At 67.8% G+C, this 23,891-nt stretch carries 24 protein-coding genes; 10 read left to right on the top strand and 14 right to left on the bottom strand.

The features are described 5' to 3' along the window. Positions 1–14 precede the first annotated feature (14 nt). The gene (locus A5712_RS02735; RefSeq protein WP_068100985.1) at positions 15–566 is read right to left on the bottom strand and encodes a VOC family protein; all 552 of its coding nucleotides are present in this window, start codon (positions 564–566) and stop codon (positions 15–17) included. A gap of 183 nt (positions 567–749) precedes the next feature. Between A5712_RS02735 and A5712_RS02740 the strand changes: the two genes are divergently transcribed. Then, positions 750–1,229 (top strand): hypothetical protein, encoded by a 480-nt coding sequence (locus A5712_RS02740; RefSeq protein ID WP_068100912.1) that lies wholly within the window; start codon positions 750–752, stop codon positions 1,227–1,229. Here A5712_RS02740 and A5712_RS02745 read toward each other — a convergent pair whose 3' ends face one another. The 3 genes from A5712_RS02745 to ychF are packed head-to-tail and all read right to left on the bottom strand — an operon-like array spanning position 1,230 to position 3,735. Continuing rightward, positions 1,230–1,658 (bottom strand): hypothetical protein, encoded by a 429-nt coding sequence (locus tag A5712_RS02745; RefSeq protein ID WP_156766385.1) that lies wholly within the window; start codon positions 1,656–1,658, stop codon positions 1,230–1,232. 16 nt (positions 1,659–1,674) lie between these two features. Continuing rightward, on the bottom strand, positions 1,675–2,631 hold the full coding sequence (locus tag A5712_RS02750; RefSeq protein ID WP_068100915.1) for a DUF1214 domain-containing protein: 957 nt from the start codon (positions 2,629–2,631) through the stop codon (positions 1,675–1,677). 30 nt (positions 2,632–2,661) lie between these two features. Then, positions 2,662–3,735, bottom strand: coding sequence for a redox-regulated ATPase YchF (gene ychF / locus A5712_RS02755; protein ID WP_068100918.1), 1,074 nt, complete (start codon positions 3,733–3,735; stop codon positions 2,662–2,664). 131 nt (positions 3,736–3,866) lie between these two features. On the opposite strand from ychF, the gene A5712_RS02760 reads away from it, so the two are divergent. Continuing rightward, a complete protein-coding gene (locus tag A5712_RS02760) occupies positions 3,867–4,994 on the top strand; it encodes a DUF6542 domain-containing protein (protein ID WP_068100921.1) in 1,128 nt (375 codons plus the stop codon). Here A5712_RS02760 and A5712_RS02765 read toward each other — a convergent pair whose 3' ends face one another. Beyond that, positions 4,995–6,002 (bottom strand): 4-hydroxy-3-methylbut-2-enyl diphosphate reductase, encoded by a 1,008-nt coding sequence (locus A5712_RS02765; protein WP_068100924.1) that lies wholly within the window; start codon positions 6,000–6,002, stop codon positions 4,995–4,997. A gap of 65 nt (positions 6,003–6,067) precedes the next feature. Between A5712_RS02765 and A5712_RS02770 the strand changes: the two genes are divergently transcribed. The 4 genes from A5712_RS02770 to A5712_RS02785 all read left to right on the top strand — a co-directional run bounded on the left by A5712_RS02770 (position 6,068) and on the right by A5712_RS02785 (position 9,300). Continuing rightward, complete coding sequence (locus tag A5712_RS02770) at positions 6,068–6,658, top strand: lipid droplet-associated protein (RefSeq protein WP_068100927.1); 591 nt, start codon at positions 6,068–6,070, stop codon at positions 6,656–6,658. Next, entirely contained in the window at positions 6,655–7,908 is a 1,254-nt protein-coding gene (gene xseA, locus A5712_RS02775) for an exodeoxyribonuclease VII large subunit (protein WP_068100930.1), read from the top strand. The genes A5712_RS02770 and xseA overlap by 4 nt, the downstream gene beginning before the upstream one ends. Next, entirely contained in the window at positions 7,895–8,140 is a 246-nt protein-coding gene (locus A5712_RS02780) for an exodeoxyribonuclease VII small subunit (RefSeq protein ID WP_068100933.1), read from the top strand. Before xseA ends, A5712_RS02780 begins: the two co-directional genes overlap by 14 nt. Before the next feature lie 74 nt (positions 8,141–8,214). Then, a complete protein-coding gene (locus tag A5712_RS02785; protein WP_068100936.1) occupies positions 8,215–9,300 on the top strand; it encodes an NAD-dependent epimerase/dehydratase family protein in 1,086 nt (361 codons plus the stop codon). Between the two features lie 31 nt (positions 9,301–9,331). On the opposite strand, the gene A5712_RS02790 is transcribed toward A5712_RS02785, so the two are convergent. The 4 genes from A5712_RS02790 to A5712_RS02805 all read right to left on the bottom strand — a co-directional run bounded on the left by A5712_RS02790 (position 9,332) and on the right by A5712_RS02805 (position 13,065). Beyond that, positions 9,332–9,880 (bottom strand): TetR-like C-terminal domain-containing protein, encoded by a 549-nt coding sequence (locus A5712_RS02790; protein ID WP_068100989.1) that lies wholly within the window; start codon positions 9,878–9,880, stop codon positions 9,332–9,334. Positions 9,881–10,019: 139 nt separating this feature from the next. Then, positions 10,020–11,555 carry a carboxylesterase/lipase family protein gene (locus A5712_RS02795; RefSeq protein ID WP_068100943.1) on the bottom strand — a complete coding sequence of 512 codons (1,536 nt, stop codon included), beginning with the start codon at positions 11,553–11,555 and terminating at the stop codon, positions 10,020–10,022. Positions 11,556–11,570: 15 nt separating this feature from the next. Continuing rightward, positions 11,571–12,368, bottom strand: a complete 798-nt coding sequence (locus tag A5712_RS02800; RefSeq protein ID WP_068100946.1) for a dienelactone hydrolase family protein — start codon at positions 12,366–12,368, stop codon at positions 11,571–11,573. A 13-nt stretch (positions 12,369–12,381) separates the two neighbouring features. Further along, the gene (locus A5712_RS02805; RefSeq protein ID WP_068100949.1) at positions 12,382–13,065 is read right to left on the bottom strand and encodes a DUF4245 domain-containing protein; all 684 of its coding nucleotides are present in this window, start codon (positions 13,063–13,065) and stop codon (positions 12,382–12,384) included. Positions 13,066–13,121: 56 nt separating this feature from the next. On the opposite strand from A5712_RS02805, the gene glpX reads away from it, so the two are divergent. From glpX to A5712_RS02820, 3 genes are read left to right on the top strand one after another with little or no spacing between them, the layout of a single operon-like run. Beyond that, the gene (gene glpX, locus A5712_RS02810) at positions 13,122–14,156 is read left to right on the top strand and encodes a class II fructose-bisphosphatase (protein WP_197519280.1); all 1,035 of its coding nucleotides are present in this window, start codon (positions 13,122–13,124) and stop codon (positions 14,154–14,156) included. Positions 14,157–14,191: 35 nt separating this feature from the next. Continuing rightward, positions 14,192–15,607 carry a class II fumarate hydratase gene (locus A5712_RS02815; protein WP_068100953.1) on the top strand — a complete coding sequence of 472 codons (1,416 nt, stop codon included), beginning with the start codon at positions 14,192–14,194 and terminating at the stop codon, positions 15,605–15,607. A 17-nt stretch (positions 15,608–15,624) separates the two neighbouring features. After that, positions 15,625–16,437 carry a hypothetical protein gene (locus A5712_RS02820; RefSeq protein ID WP_068100956.1) on the top strand — a complete coding sequence of 271 codons (813 nt, stop codon included), beginning with the start codon at positions 15,625–15,627 and terminating at the stop codon, positions 16,435–16,437. Here the strand turns inward: A5712_RS02820 and A5712_RS02825 are convergent. The 5 genes from A5712_RS02825 to glyA form a co-directional block, all read right to left on the bottom strand. After that, on the bottom strand, positions 16,427–17,899 hold the full coding sequence (locus tag A5712_RS02825) for an adenylate/guanylate cyclase domain-containing protein (RefSeq protein WP_082973245.1): 1,473 nt from the start codon (positions 17,897–17,899) through the stop codon (positions 16,427–16,429). The genes A5712_RS02820 and A5712_RS02825 overlap by 11 nt on opposite strands. Before the next feature lie 95 nt (positions 17,900–17,994). Further along, a complete protein-coding gene (locus tag A5712_RS02830; RefSeq protein WP_068100959.1) occupies positions 17,995–18,870 on the bottom strand; it encodes a polysaccharide deacetylase family protein in 876 nt (291 codons plus the stop codon). 133 nt (positions 18,871–19,003) lie between these two features. Next, positions 19,004–20,305 (bottom strand): PhoH family protein, encoded by a 1,302-nt coding sequence (locus tag A5712_RS02835; protein WP_068101002.1) that lies wholly within the window; start codon positions 20,303–20,305, stop codon positions 19,004–19,006. A gap of 261 nt (positions 20,306–20,566) precedes the next feature. Beyond that, positions 20,567–21,394 carry an acyl-ACP desaturase gene (locus A5712_RS02840; protein ID WP_068100962.1) on the bottom strand — a complete coding sequence of 276 codons (828 nt, stop codon included), beginning with the start codon at positions 21,392–21,394 and terminating at the stop codon, positions 20,567–20,569. Positions 21,395–21,479: 85 nt separating this feature from the next. Further along, positions 21,480–22,760, bottom strand: coding sequence for a serine hydroxymethyltransferase (glyA, locus tag A5712_RS02845; RefSeq protein WP_068100965.1), 1,281 nt, complete (start codon positions 22,758–22,760; stop codon positions 21,480–21,482). Positions 22,761–22,876: 116 nt separating this feature from the next. On the opposite strand from glyA, the gene coaA reads away from it, so the two are divergent. Continuing rightward, a complete protein-coding gene (coaA, locus tag A5712_RS02850) occupies positions 22,877–23,815 on the top strand; it encodes a type I pantothenate kinase (protein ID WP_068100970.1) in 939 nt (312 codons plus the stop codon). Positions 23,816–23,891: the final 76 nt, after the last annotated feature.

Consider the following 23,891-nt stretch of genomic DNA (forward strand, 5'->3'; position numbering starts at 1 on the left):
GTCGAAGCCCGGGGTCACCGGGTAGGCAGCGTTCTGCTCGCCTGCCTTGCGACTCCGGGCACCGTGTTGGCTAGGTCCGGACGACTTGCGGCAAAAGCACGAATAGCACGATAAAACGACCAAAGTTGGCGTGGAGTAGGAACTTTCGGGATCCAGGCCAGCTCCCAGTGAATCCCGTTGATCGGATCGTCAAAGAAAACGGCGTAGTAACCGGGCCAGTACTGCGGGTACTCCTTCGGGGCGTCGGTGACGGGAATATCGTTCGCGATCAAGAACTCACGGTGGACACGGTCGACTTCCCCCCTGCTCCGGGCCCATAGAGCGACCTGATTGATGCCGACCGCCTGGTCGCGCTGCGTCAACTTGTTTCCGGTACGGGCGGGCTGAATGCCGATGTAGCTGTGCGGGCTGAGATGACGCGCCATGTAGTAAGTCGACTGGTATTCCATGTTCAAGGACGAGAAGCTGCTGTATCCGAGCCAGCCGAACAACGCGTCATAGAAGGCGATGGACTCGTCGTAGTCCAGAACCGCAAACTCGACGTGACAGACACCGCGCCACCGCATCATGCCTCCTCCGGACCGCTTACTACGAAAAGTAGTACCCGAAACGCCAAGTGCGAAGCACCAGGAAGACGGACGCCGCCTTGGCTCATGCGAACGCTCATCGCGGCAAACCCATTCAGGGCCTGTATTTTCCGGTGACTTGGTCGTATCGTGCTGCCGGAGGGCTACCAGTTAGGAACGCCGATGCGGAAGATACCCCTGGCGACCATCGCGCTGGCCGCGATGGCTATTCCGGTCGCGGCACCGGCATCGGCTGAGCCGGTGATGGCCGCCGACGAGGTGGTGAATGGGATGTACACCGTCCATTTCGTCGACGGAAGTATGCAGGATCTGACATTCAAGGCCACGTCGTGCGGTATTGGCTGCACCCAAGTCACTTTCTCCAACACCACCGGCCAGGCCCAGTTCTACGCTGATCACTGGCATCTGGCCCTTCCGCCGAATCCCGCGGCGTGGCGCTGCAATGACGGGACGACACATCGGGGCACCGAAGAATGGAACTGGGACCCCATTGCGGGTACTGGCACGATGGTGGTCGTCCGCACCGAGGCGGCTTGCGGATATACCGACCACAGCAGCCAACCCATTGCGCATCGCTTTACCTTGACCAAGTCGAGTAGTCAGTCGGGGGAGCCAAGCGTGCTTCCGCCCGCCATCGCGTAGCTACTGCCGCTCTTCGAGCAGATGGGCGTACGGGTCCGCTTCGGCGCCAACGGATTCCGGCATCGGATAGTAAGTCTTGATGAGCAGGTTGCCGTCGTCGTCCCAGGCGAACGTCTCGATGCTGTAAGCCATTTGGACGTTCGGCGCGGTACCGAAGTGGTTCTCGCACACCCACGCCATCTCGTTCCCGTTGACCTGCACCGTGATCATCTTGATCTTCAGGATCGACTGGAACATGTCGAACGCCTCCGACGTCGCGGCGGCGAAACCGTGCTTCTCCTCGGTGCCGACGGGGTCGAACATGCGGACGTCACCGGGGCAGATCGTGCGCCACGACGCCACCCACTCGTCCTTCTTGCCCTGATTCCACAAGTCAGCGTGTTTGGCGGCGTGCGCCAAACGAGCCTGGCGGCTCGGAACCCTGCTCATGTCGTCCCCTTTTCGGTCAGCGCCCACCGCACGGCGTGAGCGCCGGCGGCGACCAACGCCCGTCGAGAATCTCTGCGTGCGGCCGGTAGAGGCGGATGAGGTAGTTCCAGCCCTCCGGCGTGACGATCGCGTTTGGCGGGCTGTCGCTGTCTGCGGACGCTACGAAACGCACGACGATCGAGCCATCGTCGCCGCGCTGTCCGGTGACGCTGTTGACCGTGTACAGGTCTTTCGGGTTCGGCTCGAAGAATCCCCGCCGGTTGTACACCGACACCGACCAGAAGGCATCGACGGGAACATCGTCGAACACCAACTCGTAATCGCCGGGCGGAACGTCCGGAGCAACACCGATGTAGACCGCTTCCGAAGTCGGTAGCCCGCCCCACCCCGCGGCGCAGCCGATCAGATGACGAACCGGGTCGACCTCGCTCCGCTTACCGAACGTCCGCTCGAAGTTGTCGAGGCCGCCGGCCAGCGCAAGCAGCGCGGCCCTCGTCGCGTCGAGGCTTTCGAGATCGTAGTCCGGCATGACAAACGCCTCCGACGAGCCGGCGTCGATCGCGAGGCGGTCCTGGATCGCCCCGACGGCGGCCACGTCGGCGTTGTCAGTGGGGTCGACCAAAATCCGAACCCCGACAAGCACATAGCGAGATTCGTACCGATCGCTGGTGAGCGGGTAGTCGCATGGGTCATGCAGGACGTCGTTCACGAAGTGGTCCTCGTTGACGATCATCGCCGAGACGTAGCGACCGTCGGCGTCGGGCAGGGTGAGCCGGGCCGGTTCGGCCAGATCGACGATCGCGAAGCTGTACAACGTGTCTCGGTTGAGCCTGATGACAGTCTGTTCGTCGATGCGGGCCGGTGTGCGGTTGTGCCGAAAGGTCCCGATGCTCCCGGCGGAAGCCTGGATGTCGCGAAACATCCGGTGGGTCTCCGCACGGACGAAGTTGTCCACGTTCACATGGATTGACATGGCTGTGTGCCCGTCCCCTTCTGGCCCCAGCTAGACGTTGAACCGGAACTCAACCACGTCGCCGTCGGCCATGACGTAGTCCTTGCCCTCCATGCGGACCTTGCCGGCCGCCTTGGCCGCCGCCATGGACCCCGCGGCGATCAGGTCGTCATACGACACGATCTCGGCCTTGATGAAGCCCTTCTCGAAGTCGGTGTGAATCACCCCGGCCGCCTTGGGTGCGGTGTCGCCTTGATGAATCACCCACGCCCGCGCCTCTTTCGGCCCCGCCGTCAGGAACGTCTGCAGCTTGAGCGTGTGAAAACCCGCCCGGGCCAACGCGTCGAGTCCGCGCTCGGTCTGCCCGATCGACTCCAGCAGTTCGGCGGCCGACTCGTCGTCGAGCTCGACCAGCTCGGATTCGATTGCGGCGTCGAGGAATACGGCGTCGGCCGGCGCGACGAGCTCGCGCAACTGCGCGACCCGCGCGGCGTCGGTCAGCACCGCCTCGTCGGCGTTGAAGACGTACAAGAACGGCTTGATGGTCAGCAGGTTCAGTTCGCGCAGCAACGAGACGTCACTCCCGGCGGCGAACAGGGTCTTGCCGGAGTCCAGCACCGCCTGCGCGGCGACGGCGGCGTCGTAGACGGGCTTGCGCTCCTTGTTGGTGCGCGCCTCCTTCTCCAGCCGCGGCAGCGCGCGCTCGAGCGTCTGCAGGTCGGCCAGGATCAACTCCGTCTCGACGACCTCGATGTCGGACTTGGGATCCACCTCACCCGCGACGTGGGTCACGTCGTCGTCGGAGAACACCCGCACCACCTGGCAGATGGCGTCGCATTCGCGGATGTGGGCCAGGAACTTGTTGCCCAGCCCCGCCCCCTCCGACGCGCCCTTGACCAGCCCGGCGATGTCGACGAATGTGACCGGCGCCGCAACGATGCGCTCGGAGGAGAAAAGCTCCGCCAGCTTGGCCAGCCGCGGATCCGGCAGCGAAACCACGCCCTCGTTGGGTTCGATCGTCGCGAACGGATAGTTCGCCGCCACCACATTATTGCGGGTCAGCGCGTTGAACAGCGTCGACTTGCCGACGTTGGGCAGGCCGACGATTCCAAGGCTGAGGCTCACGGGGAACCAAGTCTAAGGGGCCGACCGCGCCGGTTCGTTCGTGCGTGCGGCTTTGTTTTTTCGGTGGCACGCCAACCGTCGCTAACAAGGTCTTTACGGGCGTTTCGGCTCATTCCCGGTACGGTCTACATGTGTCAGCGCAGCGGGAAAGATCGGCGGTTGAGGCCAACCACCGCTCGATTCACCCCAGGATTCCAGGTGTGCCGTGGTGGGCGGCCCTGCTCATCGCGGTGTCCGCGACCGCCATCGGTTACGGCATCGACGCCGGGATGGGCCACAAGGACCTGACGCACGTCTTCGCGGGCTTCTATATAGCCGGTTGCCTGGCCGCGGTACTGGCCGTGCGACAGGAGGGCGTGTTCACCGCGATCATTCAGCCACCGCTGATTCTTTTCTGCGCGGTCCCCGGCGCCTACTGGATGTTCCACGGACGCAAGCTCGGCAACCTCAAGGATCTCCTGATCAACTGCGGGTATCCGCTCATCGAACGCTTCCCGCTGATGCTGGGGACCGCGGGCGGCGTGCTGCTGATCGGCCTGCTGCGCTGGTATTTCGGGAAGCCACGCGTCGCGACCCACTCCACGGACGAGACGTCAGAGGAACCCCGTTCCGCCGGCAATGGCATTGGGGCGAAACTGAATTCGCTCCTTGGCCTCGGGCCCCGCGAGGACGATGACGAGCAAGCACCGGCCGCCCGCGCCAAACGAACCCGGACCGCCAGCCGGTCCTCGAGGGACGGCCGGGCGGCGAGGGGCGAGCGGTCCGCCACACGTTCGAGCCGAAGCCACTCCCGCCGAGCGCGACCGCCGGTTCACGACGAAGGCGAACCCGCAACCGAGCGGCCGCGACGCCGGCGCCCGGCGCCGCCCCGCGACTTCGACCCCGCCGAACCCCCGCCGCGGCCACGGCGCCGCCAACGTCCGCCGGGCGATCCCGACCCGCGCGAAACGCGCCGCGAGCCGCGCGCCCGCCGCGATCCCTACGAACGGCCGGCGCCTCGGAGCAGCCGCTTCGACGGCTACGAGCCGTACGAGCCGCCCAGCGCGCCCGAGCGCTATGACCGGTACGAGTCATATGAGCCCCGGCGCCGTCGCCCCGCCCCGAGCGGCAATGGCAACTCGACCCACCACCCGATTTCGCGGGTGCGCTACCGCGGGGAAGCCCCGTTGAGCGAGCCCAGGGATCCGCGAGCCGAGCGCCGGGGTGGTTACCGCGCGCCGCGCGGCTTCCCGGCTGAATCCTGGGAGTACGAGGGCTAGCTAGCGCGACGACCGGATCTCGCGGGGCAGCGCGAACACCAGGGTCTCCTGGGCCGTCGTCACCGGCTGCACCACGTCGAACCCGCAGTCGGCGAGCCGCTCGAGCACACCGCGCACCAGCACCTCCGGCACCGACGCCCCCGAGGTGACGCCCACCGTCGTCACGCCCTCCAACCACGCCGGGTCGATGTCGTCGGCGCAGTCGACCAGGTGCGCGGCCGCGGTGCCGCCGCCCAGCGCCACCTCGACCAGCCGCACCGAGTTCGACGAGTTACGCGACCCGACGACGATGACCAGCTCGCATTCGGGCGCCATCGCCTTGACCGCGACCTGGCGGTTTTGGGTCGCGTAGCAGATGTCGTCGCTGGGCGGGTCCTGCAGCTTCGGGAAGCGTTGGCGCAGCCGCTCGACGATCTCCATCGTCTCGTCGACCGACAGCGTGGTCTGCGAGAGCCAGACCACCTTGTTCTCGTCGCGCACCGTCACGTCGTCCACCGCGGCCACGCCGTCGACCAGCTGCACGTGCTCGGGCGCCTCACCGGCGGTCCCGATGACCTCCTCGTGCCCCTGGTGGCCGATGAGCAGGATGTCGTAGTCGTCCCGGGCGAAGCGCCTGGCCTCGTTGTGCACCTTCGTCACCAGCGGGCAGGTGGCATCGATGGTCTGCAGGTTGCGTTCGGCGGCCGCGGCGTAGACGGTCGGCGCGACGCCGTGCGCGGAGAACACCACGATGGCGCCCTCGGGCACCTCGTCGGTCTCCTGCACGAAAACGGCGCCGGCCTTCTTCAGCGTGTCGACGACGTGCCGGTTGTGCACGATCTCGTGGCGCACGTAGACGGGGGCGCCGTGCTTCTCCAGGGCGCGCTCGACCGTCTCGACGGCCCGGTCCACCCCCGCGCAGTAGCCACGCGGCTCCGCCAGGAGCACCCTCTTGCGGGTCGGGTCGTTGGCTACCGAGCTGGCTGGTCCCACAGAGCCGGGAATTCCCATGTCAACAGTCGGCGGCATGACATTCAGGGTACCGGCCGGCGGTCGGCTTGGACTTATCCGCCGGTTGAGGCAGTCTTGGACCCATGGCCACTGCACCGTACGGAGTTCGGCTGATAGTCGGCGCGGCGACAGTCGCTGTCGAGGAGACCATGAAGCTGCCGAAAACCATCCTGATGTACCCCATGACGCTGGCCAGCACGGCGGCGCACATTGTGATGCGATTTCAGCAGAACCTCGCCGAGCTGGTGATCAAGGGCGACAGCACCCTGGAGTCGATCTTTCCGCCCAAGGACGAGAAGCCGGAGTGGGCGACCTTCGACGAAGACCTGCCCGAAGACGACGGGGTCCCAGCGGCGGACGGTGACGAAACCGAGCGGCGCGCCGAGGGGCGGTTCGCGCTGTACTCGGTGGCCGACGCGCACGAGGACGCCAGCGCGCTCGTCAAACCGGCGAAGCAATCGAAGAAGCCGGCGGCCAAGCCGACCGTCGCGCAGCCGGCGGTGGCGGCCGAACTCGACTACCCGACGCTGACGCTGGCCCAGCTGCGCGCGCGGCTGCAGTCGCTGAGCGTCGACGAGCTCGAGGCCCTGCTGGCCTACGAACAGGCCACCAAGGCGCGGGCGCCGTTCCAGACGCTCCTCGCCAACAGGATCACCCGCGCGAACGCGAAGTGACCCGAGCGGCCAATCCCGAGCCCAACTCCGCCGAGAACCCCTTTCCGGTGCGCGCGGTGGCGGTGCGCGTCGCCGGCTGGATCGACAAGCTGGGCATCGTCTGGGTCGAGGGCCAGCTGGCCCAGATCACGATGCGCCCCGACTCCAAGACGGTGTTCATGGTGCTGCGCGACCCGGCCGCCGACATGTCGCTGACCGTGACGTGTTCGCGTGACCTGGTGGCAAACGCGCCGGTGAAACTCGCCGAGGGCACCCAGGTGGTGGTCTGCGGCAAGCCGTCGTTCTACACCGGCCGCGGCACATTCTCGTTGCGGCTCAGCGAGATTCGCGCGGTGGGCATCGGCGAGCTCTTGGCGCGCATCGACCGGCTGCGCCGGCTGCTCGACGCCGAAGGGCTCTTCGACCCCCGGCTGAAGCGACCAATCCCCTTCCTGCCCAACATGATCGGGCTGATCACCGGCCGCGCGAGCGCCGCCGAACACGACGTGACGACCGTGGCCGGCGCCCGCTGGCCCGGGGTGCGTTTCGCGGTGCGCAACACCGCCGTTCAGGGGCCCAACGCGGTCGCGCAGATCGTCGAGGCCCTGCAGGAACTCGACCGCGACCACGACGTCGACGTGATCGTGCTGGCCCGCGGCGGGGGCAGCGTCGAGGACCTGCTGCCGTTCTCCGACGAGACCCTGTGCCGGGCGATCGCGGCCTGCCGCACCCCGGTGATCAGCGCGATCGGGCACGAGCCCGACAACCCGCTGTGCGATCTGGTCGCCGACCTGCGCGCCGCAACCCCCACCGACGCCGCCAAAAAGGTGGTGCCCGACACCGCTGCCGAGCAGCGGCTGGTCGACGATTTGCGCCGGCGCAGCGCGCAGGCCCTGCGCAATTGGGTGTCCCGCGAACAGCGCGCACTGACCCAGCTGCGCAGCCGCCCGGTCCTGGCCGAGCCGCTGACGGCGCTGACCGCCCGCGCCGACGAGATCCACCGCGCCCGCACGGCGGTGCGCCGCGACATCCGGCGGCTGGTCGCCGCGGAGACCGACCGCGTCGGTCACCTCCGCGCGCGGCTGGCCACGCTGGGCCCCGCGGCCACCCTGGCCCGCGGCTACGCCGTCGTGCAGACACTTCCCGACGCGGGGTCCGCCGCGGTGCTGCGTTCGGTCGGCGACGCGCCTTCGGGCACGCGGCTTCGGGTGCGGGTCGCCGATGGCGCCGTGGCGGCCGTCAGCGAGGGGGTGTCCGATGGCGGCCAATGACGAAGAATCGGGTAGGCCAATTACGCCCATTAGTCAGCTTGGCTATGAAGCGTGCCGCGACGAGCTGATCGAAGTGGTGCGGCTGCTGGAACAGGGCGGCCTGGACCTGGACGCGTCGCTGCAGCTCTGGGAAAGAGGCGAACAGCTGGCCAAACGCTGCGAAGAACACTTAGCTGGGGCCCGCAAGCGGGTCGAGGATGCGCTGGCTGCCGGCGAGGCCGACGAGGGCTGAGCGCCGGCCGGCCGCTCAATCGGCCGGCGAACTTCGGTACAAGATTGGAACACGTTTCAGTTAAGCTTGCTGGCATGGGTGATCCATCACTGACAACCGAACTCGGGCGCGTCCTGGTCACCGGCGGCTCGGGGTTCGTCGGCGCGAACCTGGTGACCACCCTGCTCGACCGCGGATACCAGGTGCGTTCGTTCGACCGCGCCCCCTCGCCGCTGCCGGCGCATCCACAGCTGGAGGTCCTGCAGGGCGACATCACCGACGCGGGCGTCTGCGCCGCGGCGGTCGACGGCATCGACACGGTGTTTCACACCGCCGCGCTCATCGAGCTGATGGGCGGCGCGTCGGTCACCGAGGAATACCGTCAACGCAGCTTCGCCGTCAACGTCGGCGGGACGGAGAACCTCGTGCACGCCGGGCAGCGGGCCGGGGTGAAGCGGTTCGTCTACACCTCGTCCAACAGCGTGGTGATGGGTGGGCAGAACATCGCCGGCGGCGACGAGACGCTGCCCTATACCAGCAGGTTCAACGACCTCTACACCGAGACGAAGGTGGTCGCCGAGCGATTTGTACTTAGCCAGAACGGTGTTGGGGACATGCTGACGTGCGCGATCCGGCCCAGCGGCATCTGGGGCCGCGGCGATCAGACGATGTTTCGCAGGTTGTTCGAAAGCGTGATCGCCGGGCACGTCAAGGTGCTGATCGGCCGCAAGTCCGCCCGGCTCGATAACTCCTACGTGCACAACCTGATTCACGGTTTCATCCTGGCCGCCCAGCATCTGGTTCCCGGCGGCACGGCGCCCGGCCAGGCGTACTTCATCAACGACGCCGACCCGATCAACATGTTCGAGTTCGCCCGGCCGGTGGTGGAGGCCTGCGGCGTCAACTGGCCGCGGGTGCGCGTGAACGGCCCGATGGTCCGCGCGGCGATGAGCGGTTGGCAGCGCCTGCATTTCCGGTTCGGGATACCGGCGCCGCTGCTGGAGCCGCTGGCCATCGAGCGGTTGTACCTGGACAACTACTTCTCCATCGACAAGGCGCGGCGCGACCTCGGATACGAGCCGTTGTTCACCACCGACAAGGCCATGTCCGAGTGCCTGCCCTATTACGTGGACTTGTTCGGCCAGATGAAGAGTCAGGCCGCAGCCGCCCGGACGAAGTAGCCAGACAAGTTCGCTCGCATCATGACCGGCTTCACCGTGCGATGGCGCGCCAGACCAACTCAGAGATGATTCGGCAGTATTCGTCGTCGACCGGCTCGCCGGTGAATAGCGCGCGCATGTTGATCGGTGCGAACAGCAATTCCAGCACCGTCAGCGCGTCGACACCGTCTCGAAGTTCGCCACGCTCTCGTGCGCGGTCGACCACGACGCGATGGGTGCCCGCGCGAGCTCGCCAAATTTCCCTGCGAATTCGGGCGCTTGGCAAGTCCGGGTTGTCGATTATGTGCGTGATCTGTAAACGGCGCCCAATCTCTGAATTGACGTAGTAGGTCATCCCGGCCGCCAGAGCAAACAGGTCGGTACGGAGCGAACCCGTATCCGGCGCCGTGACTTCTTTGCTCGGCCACGCCAAGAAAACTTCGAGCATGAGGCTGTCTTCGTCGCCCCACTCTTGGCGAATCGCCGCTGGGTCGAGCCGGTGCCGGTCAGCCAGCGACAGAATGCGGAAACGGTCTATGCCCCAACGAGTTAGTTCGTCATAGGCGGCGGCGAGCACTCGTTCGCGGAAATCCTCCGGCATCGAGTGCTCACCCACCCCTGACATCGCCACCCGCCTGCAAATGTGAACCCCGGTTTTGGAAAAAACTTGCCCAATCTAACCATGGGCACCAAGCGATCCTGAGCTGGAGTTAGTGAATGAGCGATTCCGCTTGGTGGTACTAGCGAAAGCTCACCATCTGGGCGCCCCAGGCGGCCCGGATGGGGGCGTCGACATCGTTGACGACCGCGTCGCGCTTGTCGATGAGCAGGCACGCGCGATCGGCCTCCTGGTAGGGCGTCCAGTCCGGCTCGCCGGACGGACCCTCGGGTTTGCCGTGGGTGGCGAAGTTGACCCACCTGGTGCGGACACGTTTCGAGACCGCCTTGGCGGTCTTGGCGCCGCCCAGCTTCAGGGTCGGGTCCTTCGGCGCCCCGAGATTGCCCCAGACGTAAGGCAATTCGGTGGCGTGGGCGGCGTTGACCAGCAGCAGTTTCAGCAACGGGGTCGAGTAGTCGAACCGGTACAGATACACCGGGGCCACGTGGGAGTGCCCTTCGGCCAGCCACACCGACGGCATCCGGAAGCCGACGTCGGTGGCGATGCTCAAAGACCTTGCCTTGCGCCGCAATCCGGAGTAGGCGGACACGATCTGCTCCTGGGTGGGCAATTGCAGGTCGGGTTGTTCGGCGGCGATCTGGGTGAACATCGATGTGATCGCGCGCGGGGTGATCGGCATCAGCGGCGAGCGCATCAGCCGGAACAGCGCCGCCTCATGCTTGTTGGTGCCGATGATCAGCGGCACCGGGTGCAAGCGACCCTCCTGCGCCAGCTTGACCGGATAGTCGTGCAGCAGCTCGCCGTCGACGATCGGGACGAACGCGAGTGTGCCGGGATTGCGCACGGGCACTTCGTCGAACACCTGCTGCGACGCGGTCAGGATCGCCGCGATCGGCGCGTCTGGCAACGTGTCCGGGCCGATTCGCAGCTTGTCGAGGAAGCTCGCGGCGACGCGCTCGGCCCGCTCGCGGTCGTACACCGATGTGGCCGGTGAACTCTGGGCGATCGCACCCGCGAACAGCCCCTCGGCGGCCGGCGCCGCCAGCAGTGTCGTGACGATGCCCGCACCGGCGGATTCGCCGAACAGCGTGACCCGTTGGGGATCACCGCCGAACGCCGCGATGTTGTCCCGCACCCAGCGCAACGCGGCCAGCACGTCGTGCAGCCCGATGTTCGAGTCGAAGCGGCGCCGCGGGGTGTTGAACGACGACAGGTCGAGAAAGCCCAGCGCCCCGAGCCGATAGTTGACCGACACCACCACGACGTCACCGCCACTGACCAACCGGTGGCCCTCGTAGAGCGGCTGGCTGGCCGATCCGAGCACGTAGGCGCCGCCGTGCAGCCACACCAGCACCGCTTTGGCGTCGCCGGGCGCGGTGCCCGCCGGGGCGAACACGTTCAGGCTCAGGCAGTCTTCCCCCTGCGGCGCACCGAGTTCCAGGGGCATGTTGGGGAAGGTGGGTTGCGGGCAGGCCGGGCCGTAGAACGTGGCGTCGGCGACCTGCGCCCACCGCTTCGGCGGCTCCGGGCGCCGGAACCGCAGGTCGCCGACGGGCGGCGCGGCGTACCGGATGCCCTTCCAAGTCCTGACGTCGCCGTCGTCGGCGCCCCGGACCGGGCCATGGGTGGTTTCGACCACGCGGTCGTCGGTCGCCATGGATCTCGAACTTCCCTAACTCAGCCGCTCGGTTAGGAATTCGACTACCCGTTTGCGCGCTTCGTAAGCGGGTTGACCGTCAACATCGCGAACCTCGTCGGTCAGCACCGAGTGCGCCATCTTGCCGAAGCCACCCTCGTTGCCTGGGCGCGAGTCGATCTCGATGACCTCGAACGCGTCACCGAGCCGCGCCTTGAGCGCCGCGAACCGTTCCCGCGGCACCACGGGGTCCTCGCTGAAGCGCAGGGCAAGAGCACACAGCCCGTCGTTGGCGCAGCGATCGGCCACGGTGGTCATCTCGGACTCGCTCAAGCCCGTGTCGGCGCGTCGCTTGCGGCCCAACGGCATCGGCACCGACGGCTGGGAAAGCACCGGCGCCAAAACGCTGTCGTCGACGGCGGCGGCCAACGCGAAGCCACCGGTGAAGCACTGGCCGATGACGCCGACGCCCTTGCCCGGCGTCGACGCGTTGAGGTCGCGGGCCAGCGCGCGCAGGAACAACGACACCGGCCGCTCCTTGTTGGTGGCGAACGCCGCGAATTCCTTTGCGACACACGCTCGCGTGATGGTGCCGACGATGTAGCCGATAGTCTTGGGCTTGCCCGGCTCACCGAACAGCGACGGCATGGCGACGGTGAAGCCGTTGTCCACCAGGTGATTACCCAGGCCCAGCACCGCGGGATGGATGCCGGGTATCTCGGGAATCAACACCACGCCGGGGCCGGTGCCCTTGCGGTAGACGTCGTGGGTGTAGCCCCCGCCGGTGAACGGTGCCACGGACCATCCGGACAGGTCTGCTTGGGGTGCGGTCACGCGGTGCCTTCTCTCAGCGGGCGGGTAACGGCGACGCTGTCTGCGTGGCCGAGGCCAGCGTACGAAATTCTTCGGGACTACCGGCACCGGTTATCGCAATCTGAGTGGCGCCGGCCGGCCCGGTCAACCGGGTGGTCCACACCGGCTCGGTGGCCCCCTCTGCTTGCGCGCCCTGCGCGCTGCCGTGATAGACGACCCAGTTGACCCCGTCGACATCGACCGCACCGGTCGGATATGCCGAGGCATGGACAGACCCGACGAGCTTGTCCTCGTCGGCATTGCTCTGGATCAGGCCCAGGTACATGCCCGTCGGGCTGATGTAGCCCACGGTCGAGGTGGCCGCGTGCAACCGCTGACCCGTCGAGGGGTCGGTCCGGCCGTTGTCGATGCCCCCGCGACCGCCCGAGTTGGGGTGCCACCCGGCGGGCAACTGGGGCAGCCGAATCGGAAAGCCCAGCGCCTGGGCGTCCGCCCGCAAGGCGGCCGCCGCGTCGTAGGACGGGATCGCGCCCTTGTTCGTCCCGACCGGCTGAAACGAGCACATCCCGACCAGGCCGGCCAGCAGGATGCAGCCGATCACCAGCGGCATCAGCGACCAGAACATGTCGCGACCGTCCTGAAGCAACCGGGGCTTTGCCGGTTTGGGCGCCGGCGCCGGCTCGCCTAGCTCGGCGTTCGGCTGCGGCTCGTCGGTCATAAGCCCGAGTATCCCAGTTCCCGCAGACCGATCCGCTTCTGGGACAATCGGCAACCATGAGCGATCGCCCCCAACGCCGCGAAGCCCCCGACCGCAACCTGGCGATGGAGCTGGTCCGGGTAACCGAGGCCGGTGCCATGGCGGCCGGTCGGTGGGTGGGCCGCGGCGACAAGGAGGGCGGCGACGGTGCGGCCGTCGACGCCATCCGCGAGCTGGTCAACACCGTGTCGATGCGCGGCGTGGTGGTGATCGGCGAGGGCGAGAAGGACCAGGCGCCGATGCTCTACAACGGCGAGGAGGTCGGCAACGGGGACGGGCCGGAGTGCGACTTCGCCGTCGACCCGGTGGACGGCACCACGTTGATGAGCAAGGGCATGCCCAACGCCATCTCCGTGCTGGCGGTGGCCGACCGCGGCGCGATGTTCGACCCGTCGGCGGTGTTCTACATGAACAAGATCGCCGTCGGGCCCGAGGCCGCCAACGTGCTCGACATCACCGCGCCGATCGCCGAGAACATCAAGGCCGTCGCCAAGGTCAAGGCCCTGTCGGTGCGCGACATGACGGTGTGCATCCTGGACCGGCCGCGGCACGCGCAACTGATCGAAGATGTCCGGGCCACCGGGGCCCGGATCCGGCTGATCACCGACGGCGACGTCGCCGGCGCCATCTCCGCGTGCCGGCCGGAGTCGGGCACCGACATGCTGGCCGGCATCGGCGGCACACCGGAGGGCATCATCGCCGCGGCGGCCATCCGCTGCATGGGCGGCGCCATCCAGGCACAACTGGCCCCCAAAGACGAGGCCGAGCGCCGCAAGGCGCTGGACGCCGGCTACGACCTGGACCAGATATTGACCACCGAGGACCTGGTGTCCGGCGAGAACGTCTTCTTCTGCGCGACCGGGGTGACCGAGGGCGACCTGCTCAAGGGCGTGCGGTACTACCCCGGCGGCTGCACCACCCAGTCGATCGTGATGCGCTCGAAGTCGGGCACGGTGCGCCTGATCGAGGCCTATCACCGGCTATCCAAGCTCAACGAGTACTCCGCGATCGACTTCACCGGCGACAGCTCTGCCGCCTATCCCCTGCCCTGACAACCCGACCCGAAACGAAACCAGGAGACCGATCTATGGCCACTGAGGAAGCCGACGGCGCCGAGTACCGCATCGAGCACGACACCATGGGCGAGGTTCGGGTGCCGGCAAAAGCCCTGTGGCGCGCGCAAACTCAGCGCGCCGTCGAGAACTTCCCGATCTCGGGCCGCGGTCTGGAGCGCACCCAGATCCGGGCGCTGGGCCTGCTGAAGGGCGCCTGTGCGCAGGTGAACAAGGACCTCGGGCTGTTGGCGCCGGAGAAGGCCGACGCGATCATCGCCGCGGCGGCCGAGATCGCCGACGGCCGCCACGACGACCAGTTCCCCATCGACGTCTTCCAAACCGGTTCGGGCACAAGCTCGAACATGAACACCAACGAGGTGATCGCCAGCATCGCCGCCGCCAACGGGGTGACGGTGCACCCCAACGACGACGTCAATATGTCGCAGTCGTCCAACGACACCTTCCCGACCGCCACCCACATCGCGGCGACCGAGGCCGCGGTGCGTCACCTGATCCCCGCCCTCGAGGTGCTGCACGACGCGCTGGCGAGCAAGGCGCGCGAGTGGCAGACGGTGGTCAAGTCCGGGCGCACCCACCTGATGGACGCCGTCCCGGTGACGCTGGGCCAGGAGTTCAGCGGCTACGCCCGCCAGATCGAGGCCGGGATCGAGCGGGTCCGGGCCACGCTGCCGCGGCTGGGTGAACTGGCGATCGGGGGCACCGCGGTCGGCACGGGCCTGAACGCACCCGACGGCTTCGGCGTCAAGGTGGTCGAGACGCTGGTGGCGTCCACCGGCCTGAGCGAATTGCGGCCGGCGGTCAACTCTTTCGAGGCCCAGGCCGCCCGCGACGGGCTGGTCGAGGCCTCGGGCGCGCTGCGCACCGTCGCGGTGTCGTTGACCAAGATTGCCAACGACGTCCGCTGGATGGGATCGGGCCCGCTGACCGGCCTGGCCGAGATCCAGCTGCCGGACCTGCAGCCGGGCAGCTCGATCATGCCGGGCAAGGTGAATCCCGTTCTGCCGGAGGCGGTTACGCAGGTCGCCGCGCAGGTGATCGGCAACGACGCGGCGGTCGCCGTCGGCGGGTTGTCCGGCGCCTTCGAGCTCAACGTCTACATCCCGATGATGGCCCGCAACATCCTGGAGTCCTTCAAGCTGCTGTCCAACGTTTCGCGGCTGTTCGCGGAGCGCTGCATCGTCGGGCTCAAGGCGAACGTCGATCACCTGCGCGAGCTTGCCGAATCGTCGCCGTCGATCGTGACGCCGCTGAACTCGGCCATCGGTTACGAGGAGGCCGCCGCGGTGGCCAAACAGGCTCTCAAGGAGCGCAAGACAATTCGGCAGACCGTCATCGATCGCGGTCTGATCGGTGACAAGCTGTCGCTGGAAGAGCTGGACCGCCGCCTCGACGTGTTGGCGATGGCCAAAGTGAAGCCGGAGGACTAGATGAGAGCGGTTCGGCGATGACAAACCCCCCCGGCGGTCCCCCCGGCAGCCCCTACGGCCAGGATCCCTACGGCGCGAATCCCTATGGGCAGGGCCCATATTGGGGCGGCCCGCCGCAGGGTGGCCCGCCGCCGGCCGGCCCGCCACCGGCCGGCCCGCCACCGGGTGGCCCGCCACCGGGCGGCGGGTACCCGTACCCGGCGCCGGGTGGCCCCTACGCGGCGGGCCCCTCGACCAACCCGTCGGTCCCCTCCTCGACGAGCGCGCCGTCGTCGCCCAACAGCGCCCAGCAGACGGCGACCGGCTGCACGCCCAACGTGTCCGGCGGCGACAAGCCCTCGGGCGACACGATCAGCGCGGGCAAGCTGTCCTTCCCGGCCAACGCGGCGCCGGGCTGGATGGGGTTCTCGGACGACCAGAGCCCGAACCTGATCGGCGCCGTCGGCGTCGGGCAGGAGGTCCCCGGCGCCAATCAGTGGATGATGCAGGCCGAGGTCGCCGTCACCAACTTCGTCAGCAGCATGGACGTCGCCGCGCAGGCGGCGAAGTTGATGGATTGCGTGGCCAACGGGCCGGGATACGCGAACGCGACGCCGACGCTCGGGCCGCTGAAGAAGTCGTCGATCACGGTCGACGGCGTCAAGGCCGCCCGGGTCGACGCGGACATCACGATCGCCGACCCCGCGCGCAACGTCAAGGGCGACTCGGTGGTCATCATCGCGGTGGACACCAAGCCGGTCACCGTCTTCATGGGCGCGACGCCGATCGGCGATGCGGGTTCGGCGGGCGTGATGAACGGGGTCATCGCCGCGCTGAAGGTCAAGAAGTAGCGGGGCCCGCCGGCGCGGACACGTGGGTGGCCTCCGAGCGCCCGCGTAGCACGGTGGAATAACACTCGGCCCAGTGCGCGCGCTCGGCGTCATCGGCCCGCTCGATGGCCGCCGCCGAACACAGGATTCGCCGTTCGGCGGTTTTGGCGAGGTCGGCCAGCCGCGCGGCCTCATTGACCGCATCGCCGATTACCGTGTATTCGTAACGGTTTTCGGCGCCGACGTTGCCGGCGAACACCCGGCCGGCCGAGATGCCGATGCCGAAATCGACGACCGGCAGCCGGCGCAGCTGGGTGGCCAACGCGCGCGCCGTCGCCAGCGCCGCCGACGCCGGTTGCGCCGTTCGCAACGGGGCGCCGAAGACGGCCAGCGCGGCGTCGCCGGCGAACTTGTTGATCAGCCCGTTGTGCTCGTCGACGGCGTCGACCACGATCCGGAAGAAGTCGTTGAGCACCGCGGCGACCTCTTGCGGCGGGCGGCTTTCGGCGAGTTGCGTCGAGCCGACCAGGTCGATGAAGAGGACCCCGGCCTCGACCACATCGCCGGACAGCGACGCGCCCTCTTGAATGGCGCGCTGCGCGACGTCGGCTCCGACGTGGCGCCCGAACAGGTCCCGCAGCCGGTCCCGCTCGGCGAGCCCGGCGACCATTCGGTTGAATCCCGTTTGCAACCGCCCGATCTGGGAGCGCTCGTAGGCGCCGATGTAGGTTTCCATGCGGCCGTGCTCCACCTCCGCCATCGCGTCGACGACCTCGCTGAGGGGATCGGAGATGGACCGCGACGTCAGGATCATCGTCGGCAAACCGAGCAGCACCGCCGCCAACGACACCACCAGCACGGGCACGTCCAGCGACGCCGACTTCTGAATCAGCCACCCGTATGAGCGAAGAACGACGAGGGTCGCGATCACCCCGATCGGCAGCGCGCTGCACAAGAACCACAGCAGCACCAGCCGAGCGAACACGCTCGGCACCACCAGGCGCGGCTCGCGGCCGAGCGTGGCGGCGCCCATGATGGGCCGCAGGGTGCGCTGCGCGAACAGCATTCCCATGCCCGCGGCCGCCGGCGCCCCCAGCAGCACACCGAGGGAGATGGGCAGCATCACCTCCGCGCCGCCGGCCAGATTCAGCACCGCGAAGATCACCCCGGCGCCGCCCCAGGCCAGCAAGAGGATCACCGACTGGCGGCCGGGGATCCTCATCGCCGCTTCCCGTTGCGCGTCGGTCGGTTCGTCCCCGGCGGCATACCAACGCAGCGTGGGAGCCAGGTTCCAGACGCCGGCCACCACGACGCCGACGATGCCCACCACGATCAGCACCACCACCAGGGCCGTGTTCTTTGCCGCGATGTCGACGTCGGCCGCCGCCGACGTGTGCCCCCGCAGCGGGATCAGGATCGCGGCGGCGTCGACGACTGCGACGACGTAGGCGAGCGTGAGGTCGATCGCGTACTGGATCGCCAACCTGCGGGCGGACTTTCGCTGCCCAGCCGCTGGAGCCCGAAGCCAGCTCGGCTTGATCACCCTATAAAGGTAGCCGCGGGTGCGCCCGAACCTTCCTAGGCGCCGTTGGTCGGGCCGCCCGAGTTCTGGTTCGGGATGTCGGTGATCGGGAAGTTGGGCATCGGCTTGGGTGAGGACGTGTTGGGCAGGGCCGGGATCTCGCTGGGCGGAATGTCGTGCAATTGGTTGGCCGGTGGCCCGTTTTCGCGCCCGCCGTAGGTGCTGCCCGGCGCCCGGGGCCCGAGCAACTCGCTGACCGTCACCAAGCGGTAGCCGTTGGCCTTGAGCACCGGGATGAACTGGTACACCAGGTCGACGGTGCTCGAGTAGGTGTCATGGAACAGCACCACCGAGCCTGGCTTGATGTACGTCATCAGCATGTACCGCGTCGCGGCCGTGTTGGAGTCGTTGATCCAGTCGAAAGGGATGACGTCCCAAAGGATTTCGGCCAGCCCGAACTTCCCCGCGGTTTGGCGCACCAATTCGTTGGACAGCCCGCCGGCGGGGCGCCACAGCGACGGGGCCCGGCCCGTCGCGGCGGTGATCGCGTCGTTGCTGCGGGAGAACTGGCCCGCGATGTCCTCCGGCGGGATCGTGGTCATGTTGGGGTGTTCCCAGGTGTGGTTGCCGAACTCCATGCCGGCGTCGGCGACGCGCTTGGCTCCCGCCGGGTTGGCGGCGACCTTGTTGCCGATCAGAAAGAAGGTGGCCTTGGCGTCGGCGTCCTTCAGGACCTGCAGCAGCCGCTCGGTATATGGCCCTGGCCCGTCATCGAAGGTGAACGCGACGCACTTGACGACCGAACAGCTGAGGTTGTCGGCCCGCGTCACGTGGCCGGTGAGGGAGCCGATCACCAGCACCGCGGCGGCCGCCACGACGCCCAACACGGTCCGCCAATAGCGCCAGGCCTGGCTGTCGGGTCGTTTCGGCACGTAGAAAGCCTACCGGGGGTTGGGTGTGCAGCAGCCGCGTTGACCGTGTAACCAGGGTTTTCAGTGTTGCATCAAGGCGACGTTTACGCGGATTTCCCGCCCTGAAGTGACAGTGAAAGCCAGGTGTTCACGCTCACTGCGGCCCGGCGATCTCCTCGAGCATCTCGGTGACCAGCGCGGCGATCGGCGAGCGCTCGCTGCGCAGCAGCGTGATGTGGGCGAACAGCGGGTGGCCCTTGAGCTTCTCGATCACCGCCGCGACCCCGTCGTGGCGGCCGACACGCAGGTTGTCGCGCTGGGCGATGTCGTGGGTGAGCACCACCCGCGATCCGGTGCCCAACCGCGAGAGCACGGTCAGCAGCACGTTGCGCTCCAGCGACTGCGCCTCGTCGACGATGACGAACGAGTCGTGCAGCGAGCGGCCCCGGATGTGGGTCAGCGGCAGCACCTCGAGCATGCCGCGGGACAGCACCTCCTCGAGCACCGCCGGGCTGGCCAGTCCCTCGAGCGTGTCGAACACGGCTTGGGCCCACGGGCCCATCTTTTCGCTCTCGCTGCCGGGCAGGTAGCCCAGCTCCTGGCCCCCGACCGCGTACAGCGGACGGAAGACCACCACCTTGCGGTGGGTGCGCCGTTCGAGCACCGCCTCGAGGCCCGCGCACAGCGCCAGCGCCGACTTGCCGGTCCCGGCCTTGCCGCCCAGCGACACGATACCCACCGACTCGTCCAGCAGCAGGTCCAGCGCCACGCGCTGTTCGGCGGAACGGCCGCGCAGCCCGAACACCTCACGGTCCCCGCGAACCAGCTGCACGCGTTTCGCCGCGGTGACCCGGCCCAGTGCATGCGAGCTTCCGCCCAGCAGCCGAATTCCGGTGTGGCAGGGCAGGTCTCGCGCCTCGACCAGGTCGATCTCGCCGTCGGCGAACAGCGCGTCGATATCCTCGGTGGCGGTCTCGATCTCGTACATACCCGACCACCCGGACGCCACGACGTCCTGCGCGTGGTATTCGTCGGCGGACAGGCCCACCGCCGCGGCCTTCACGCGCAGCGGAATGTCCTTGCTGACCAACGTAACTCGCTTGCCTTCGGCGGCGAGGTTGGCGGCGCAGCTCAGGATCCGCGAATCGTTGCTGTCGGTGCGAAAGCCCGCGGGCAACACCGTGGGGTCGGTGTGATTCAGTTCGACGTGAAGTGTGCCGCCTTGTGTCCCAACGGGAATCGGCTGATCCAGCCGTCCGTGCTCGAGCCGAAGATCATCGAACAGGCGCAGCGCCTGACGGGCGAACCAGCCCAGTTCGTGGTGGTGGCGTTTGGCCTCCAGCTCGCTGATCACCACCAGCGGAACCACCACCTCGTGTTCGGCGAACCGGCTGCACGCCCACGGATCGGACAGCAGCACGGAGGTGTCGAGCACATAGGTCCGGAGATCGGTCACGAAGCGCTCCTCGAGCGGGTAAGCCCGCGCGGACCCGCACAGGCATGTCGGCGGGAGCCGCAGCACCAGGACCGGGGCCGGTCCTGCCTAGAACTACCGAAGTAGTGACGGAAGGTGCCGCCCTGGCAGCAGATCTTGTCGCTGGCCATCGGGAACGACGCTACTCTCGTGGCCGCTTCGGCGCCGCGCAGGCGCGCCGAGACCGACACGGGGACACCAAAAACCGGCCGCTGACGGCGGCCGGTTCCGGTGAAGATCGGTTTAACTAATGACGAATTGCGCCAGCGCGGGCTCGCCCGCCACACCCCATTCGGTGATGCGGTCGGAGATCGCCTGCCGCAAATCCTGCGGAGTGAAAATGCCGGCGTCGGCGACGGCCTGCACCTTGTCCGCGTAGGCGTCGATGTCGGCCCCCACCGTCTGCAGGTCCGCCGCCCGCGCGGCGATGGCGGCGATGGTCTCGTCGCGCGTGAACTCGAGGCAGTGCGCGACGAGGTTGGCGAAGATCCCCTCGTGCCGCGTCTCGTCGCGGGCGATGCGGTCGATGAGACCGGCCAGGACGGGTTCCTCGATCCGGGCCGCCAGGTTGCGACAGAAGACCGCCTGCGTGCGCTCGGTGAGCGCCATGTAGACCAACGTTTCGACTTGGGAGTAGGTGTCGGCGCGGTAGCCCTTCATCACGTACTCGACGCGGGCCTCCTCGTTGGCGGTCGGGTCGACTTCCCGCGTCACCACCAGGTACTCGCGCAGCGCGATGGCGTGCAGGTGCTCCTCGGCCGTCCACCGGCCCAGCCAGCGGCCCCACCACTCCTCGAGGATGAAGTGCTCCACGAGCTCGCGGTGGTGCCCGGCGAGGTTGTCCTTCAGCAGCAGCAGGATCTCGCAGGCGTCGGTGATGTCTCTGGGCAGCGTGGTCTGCGACGGGTCCCAGTCGCGTCCGCCCAGGAAGGCGAAGTTCTCGCCCTGGTCGAAGGGCACGTAGTCGTGGGCGAACCACAGGTCCTCGGTGTTGAGGTGGCGGTCCATCAGCCGCTCGACCACGGGCTCGAGTTCGAGGGTCAGCGTGTTAGGAACAGGTTTCTGTGCCATGCGGTTACTGTAACTCGTAGGTACAGGTTCGGTGAAATTGTTGGGGCGTGTTGCCGCCGAATGGTGACTTTGGTCCCTAAAGCGCTCAGCGGTCGACGAGCGTCCAGTCCTCCAGGCCCTCGTAGAGCGGGAAGTCCCTGGCCAGCCGCGTCACCCGCTGCCGCAGCGCCGAGACGTCGGCGGACGTACCGGCTGCCAGCGCGGTGGCGATGATGTCGGCGACCTCGGTGAATTCGGCGTCGCCGAAACCGCGGGTGGCCAGCGCGGGCGTGCCCACTCGCAGCCCCGACGTCACCATCGGCGGCCGGGGGTCGTTGGGGACGGCGTTGCGGTTGACGGTGATGCCGATCTCGTGCAGCAGGTCCTCGGCGGCCTTGCCGTCGAGCGGCGAGTCACGCAGGTCGACCAGCACCAGGTGCACGTCGGTGCCGCCGCTGACCACCGAGACGCCGGCCTTGGCCACGTCGGCCGCCAGCAACCGGTCGGCGACGATGCGCGCCCCGGACAGCGTGCGCTGCTGGCGGTCGGCGAACTCGGGGGTGGTGGCGATCTTGAGCGCGACCGCCTTGCCCGCGATGACGTGCATCAGCGGCCCGCCCTGCTGGCCGGGGAACACCGCCGAGTTGATGGCCTTGGCGTATTCCTGCTTGCCCAGGATCATGCCGGAACGGGCGCCGCCGAGGGTCTTGTGCACCGTCGTCGACACCACGTCCGCGTGCGGCACCGGCGTCGGGTGCAGGCCCACCGCGACCAGCCCGGCGAAGTGCGCCATGTCCACCCACAGCTTGGCGTCGACCTCGTCGGCGATCGAGGCGAACGCCGCGAAGTCGAGGATCCGCGGGTAGGCCGACCAGCCGGCGATGATCACCTTGGGGCGGAACTCGAGCGCCCGGGCCCGCACGACGTCCATGTCGACCAGGTGCGTCTTCGGGTCGACGCCGTAGAAGCCGGCCTCGTACAGCTTTCCGGAGAAGTTGAGCTTCATCCCGTGGGTGAGGTGGCCGCCGTTGGCCAGGTCCAGGCCGAGCAGGTGCTCCCCCGGAGACATGAGGGCGTGCAGCACGGCGGCGTTGGCCTGCGCGCCGGAATGCGGCTGGACGTTGGCGAACTCGGCGCCGAACAACGCCTTGGCCCGGTCGCGGGCGATGTTCTCCACGACGTCGACGTGCTCGCATCCGCCGTAGTAGCGCCGGCCGGGCAATCCCTCGGCGTACTTGTTGGTCAGCACGCTCCCCTGGGCCTGCAGCACCGACCGCGGCACGAAGTTCTCGGAGGCGATCATCTCCAGGGTGTCGCGTTGCCGGTGCAGCTCCTTGTCCAGCAACTCGGCGATGTCGGGATCGACCTCGGCGAGCGGGGCCGACATCACGGTGGCGGAGGTACGGGCGTCGGGTGCGGCAGTCACGGGCGCCAGTCTATCCAGCGCGCTTTTCGCCAGCCCAGCCGTCGGGCGCGCGTCCGCCCCTGCCACACTTGTGCACTATGCCGCGGCCTAGCGAGCCGAGCCCTTATGTGGAGTTCGACCGAAAACAATGGCGTGCGCTTCGCATGTCCACGCCGCTGGCCCTCACCGAAGAGGAACTGGTCGGGCTGCGCGGTCTCGGCGAGCAGATCGACCTGCTGGAGGTCGAAGAGGTCTACCTGCCGCTGGCCCGATTGATCCACCTTCAGGTCGCCGCGCGCCAGCGGCTGTTCGCCGCCACCGCGGAATTCCTCGGGGAACCCCAACAGAACCCGGACCGTCCTGTGCCATTCATCATCGGCGTCGCGGGAAGCGTGGCCGTCGGCAAGTCGACGACGGCCCGCGTGCTGCAGGCGCTGCTGGCCCGCTGGGATCACCATCCCCGGGTGGACCTGGTTACCACCGACGGCTTCCTGTACCCGAACGCCGAGCTCGATCGGCGAAACTTGATGCACCGCAAGGGCTTTCCGGAAAGCTACAACCGCCGGTCGTTGATGCGGTTCGTGACATCGGTCAAGTCCGGATCCGACCACGCCTGTGCGCCGGTGTATTCGCACCTGAAATACGACATCATCCCCGGGGCCAAGCACGTGGTCCGTCATCCCGACATCCTGATCCTCGAGGGTCTCAACGTCCTGCAGACGGGCCCGACCCTGATGGTGTCGGACCTGTTCGACTTCTCGCTGTATGTCGACGCCCGGATCGAGGACATCGAGCAGTGGTACGTGTCGCGGTTCCTGTCGCTGCGCGGCACGGCCTTCGCGGACCCGGAATCGCACTTCCACCACTACTCGGCCCTCAACGACACCAAGGCGGTCGCCGCCGCGCGCGAGATCTGGCGGTCGATCAACCGGCCCAACCTGGTCGAGAACATCCTGCCGACCCGGCCCCGCGCCACCCTGGTGTTGCGCAAGGACGCCGACCATTCCATCAATCGGCTGCGGCTGCGCAAGCTGTAGCGCGGGACCGGGCCGGACGCGCGGACAAGTTAGGCCGCGAGGCGACGCACTCCCAGGTACTGCAGACCGGCGAACG

Origin of the sequence: Mycobacterium sp. E2327 (genome assembly GCF_001672675.1) — a bacterium.
Classification (GTDB): domain Bacteria; phylum Actinomycetota; class Actinomycetes; order Mycobacteriales; family Mycobacteriaceae; genus Mycobacterium.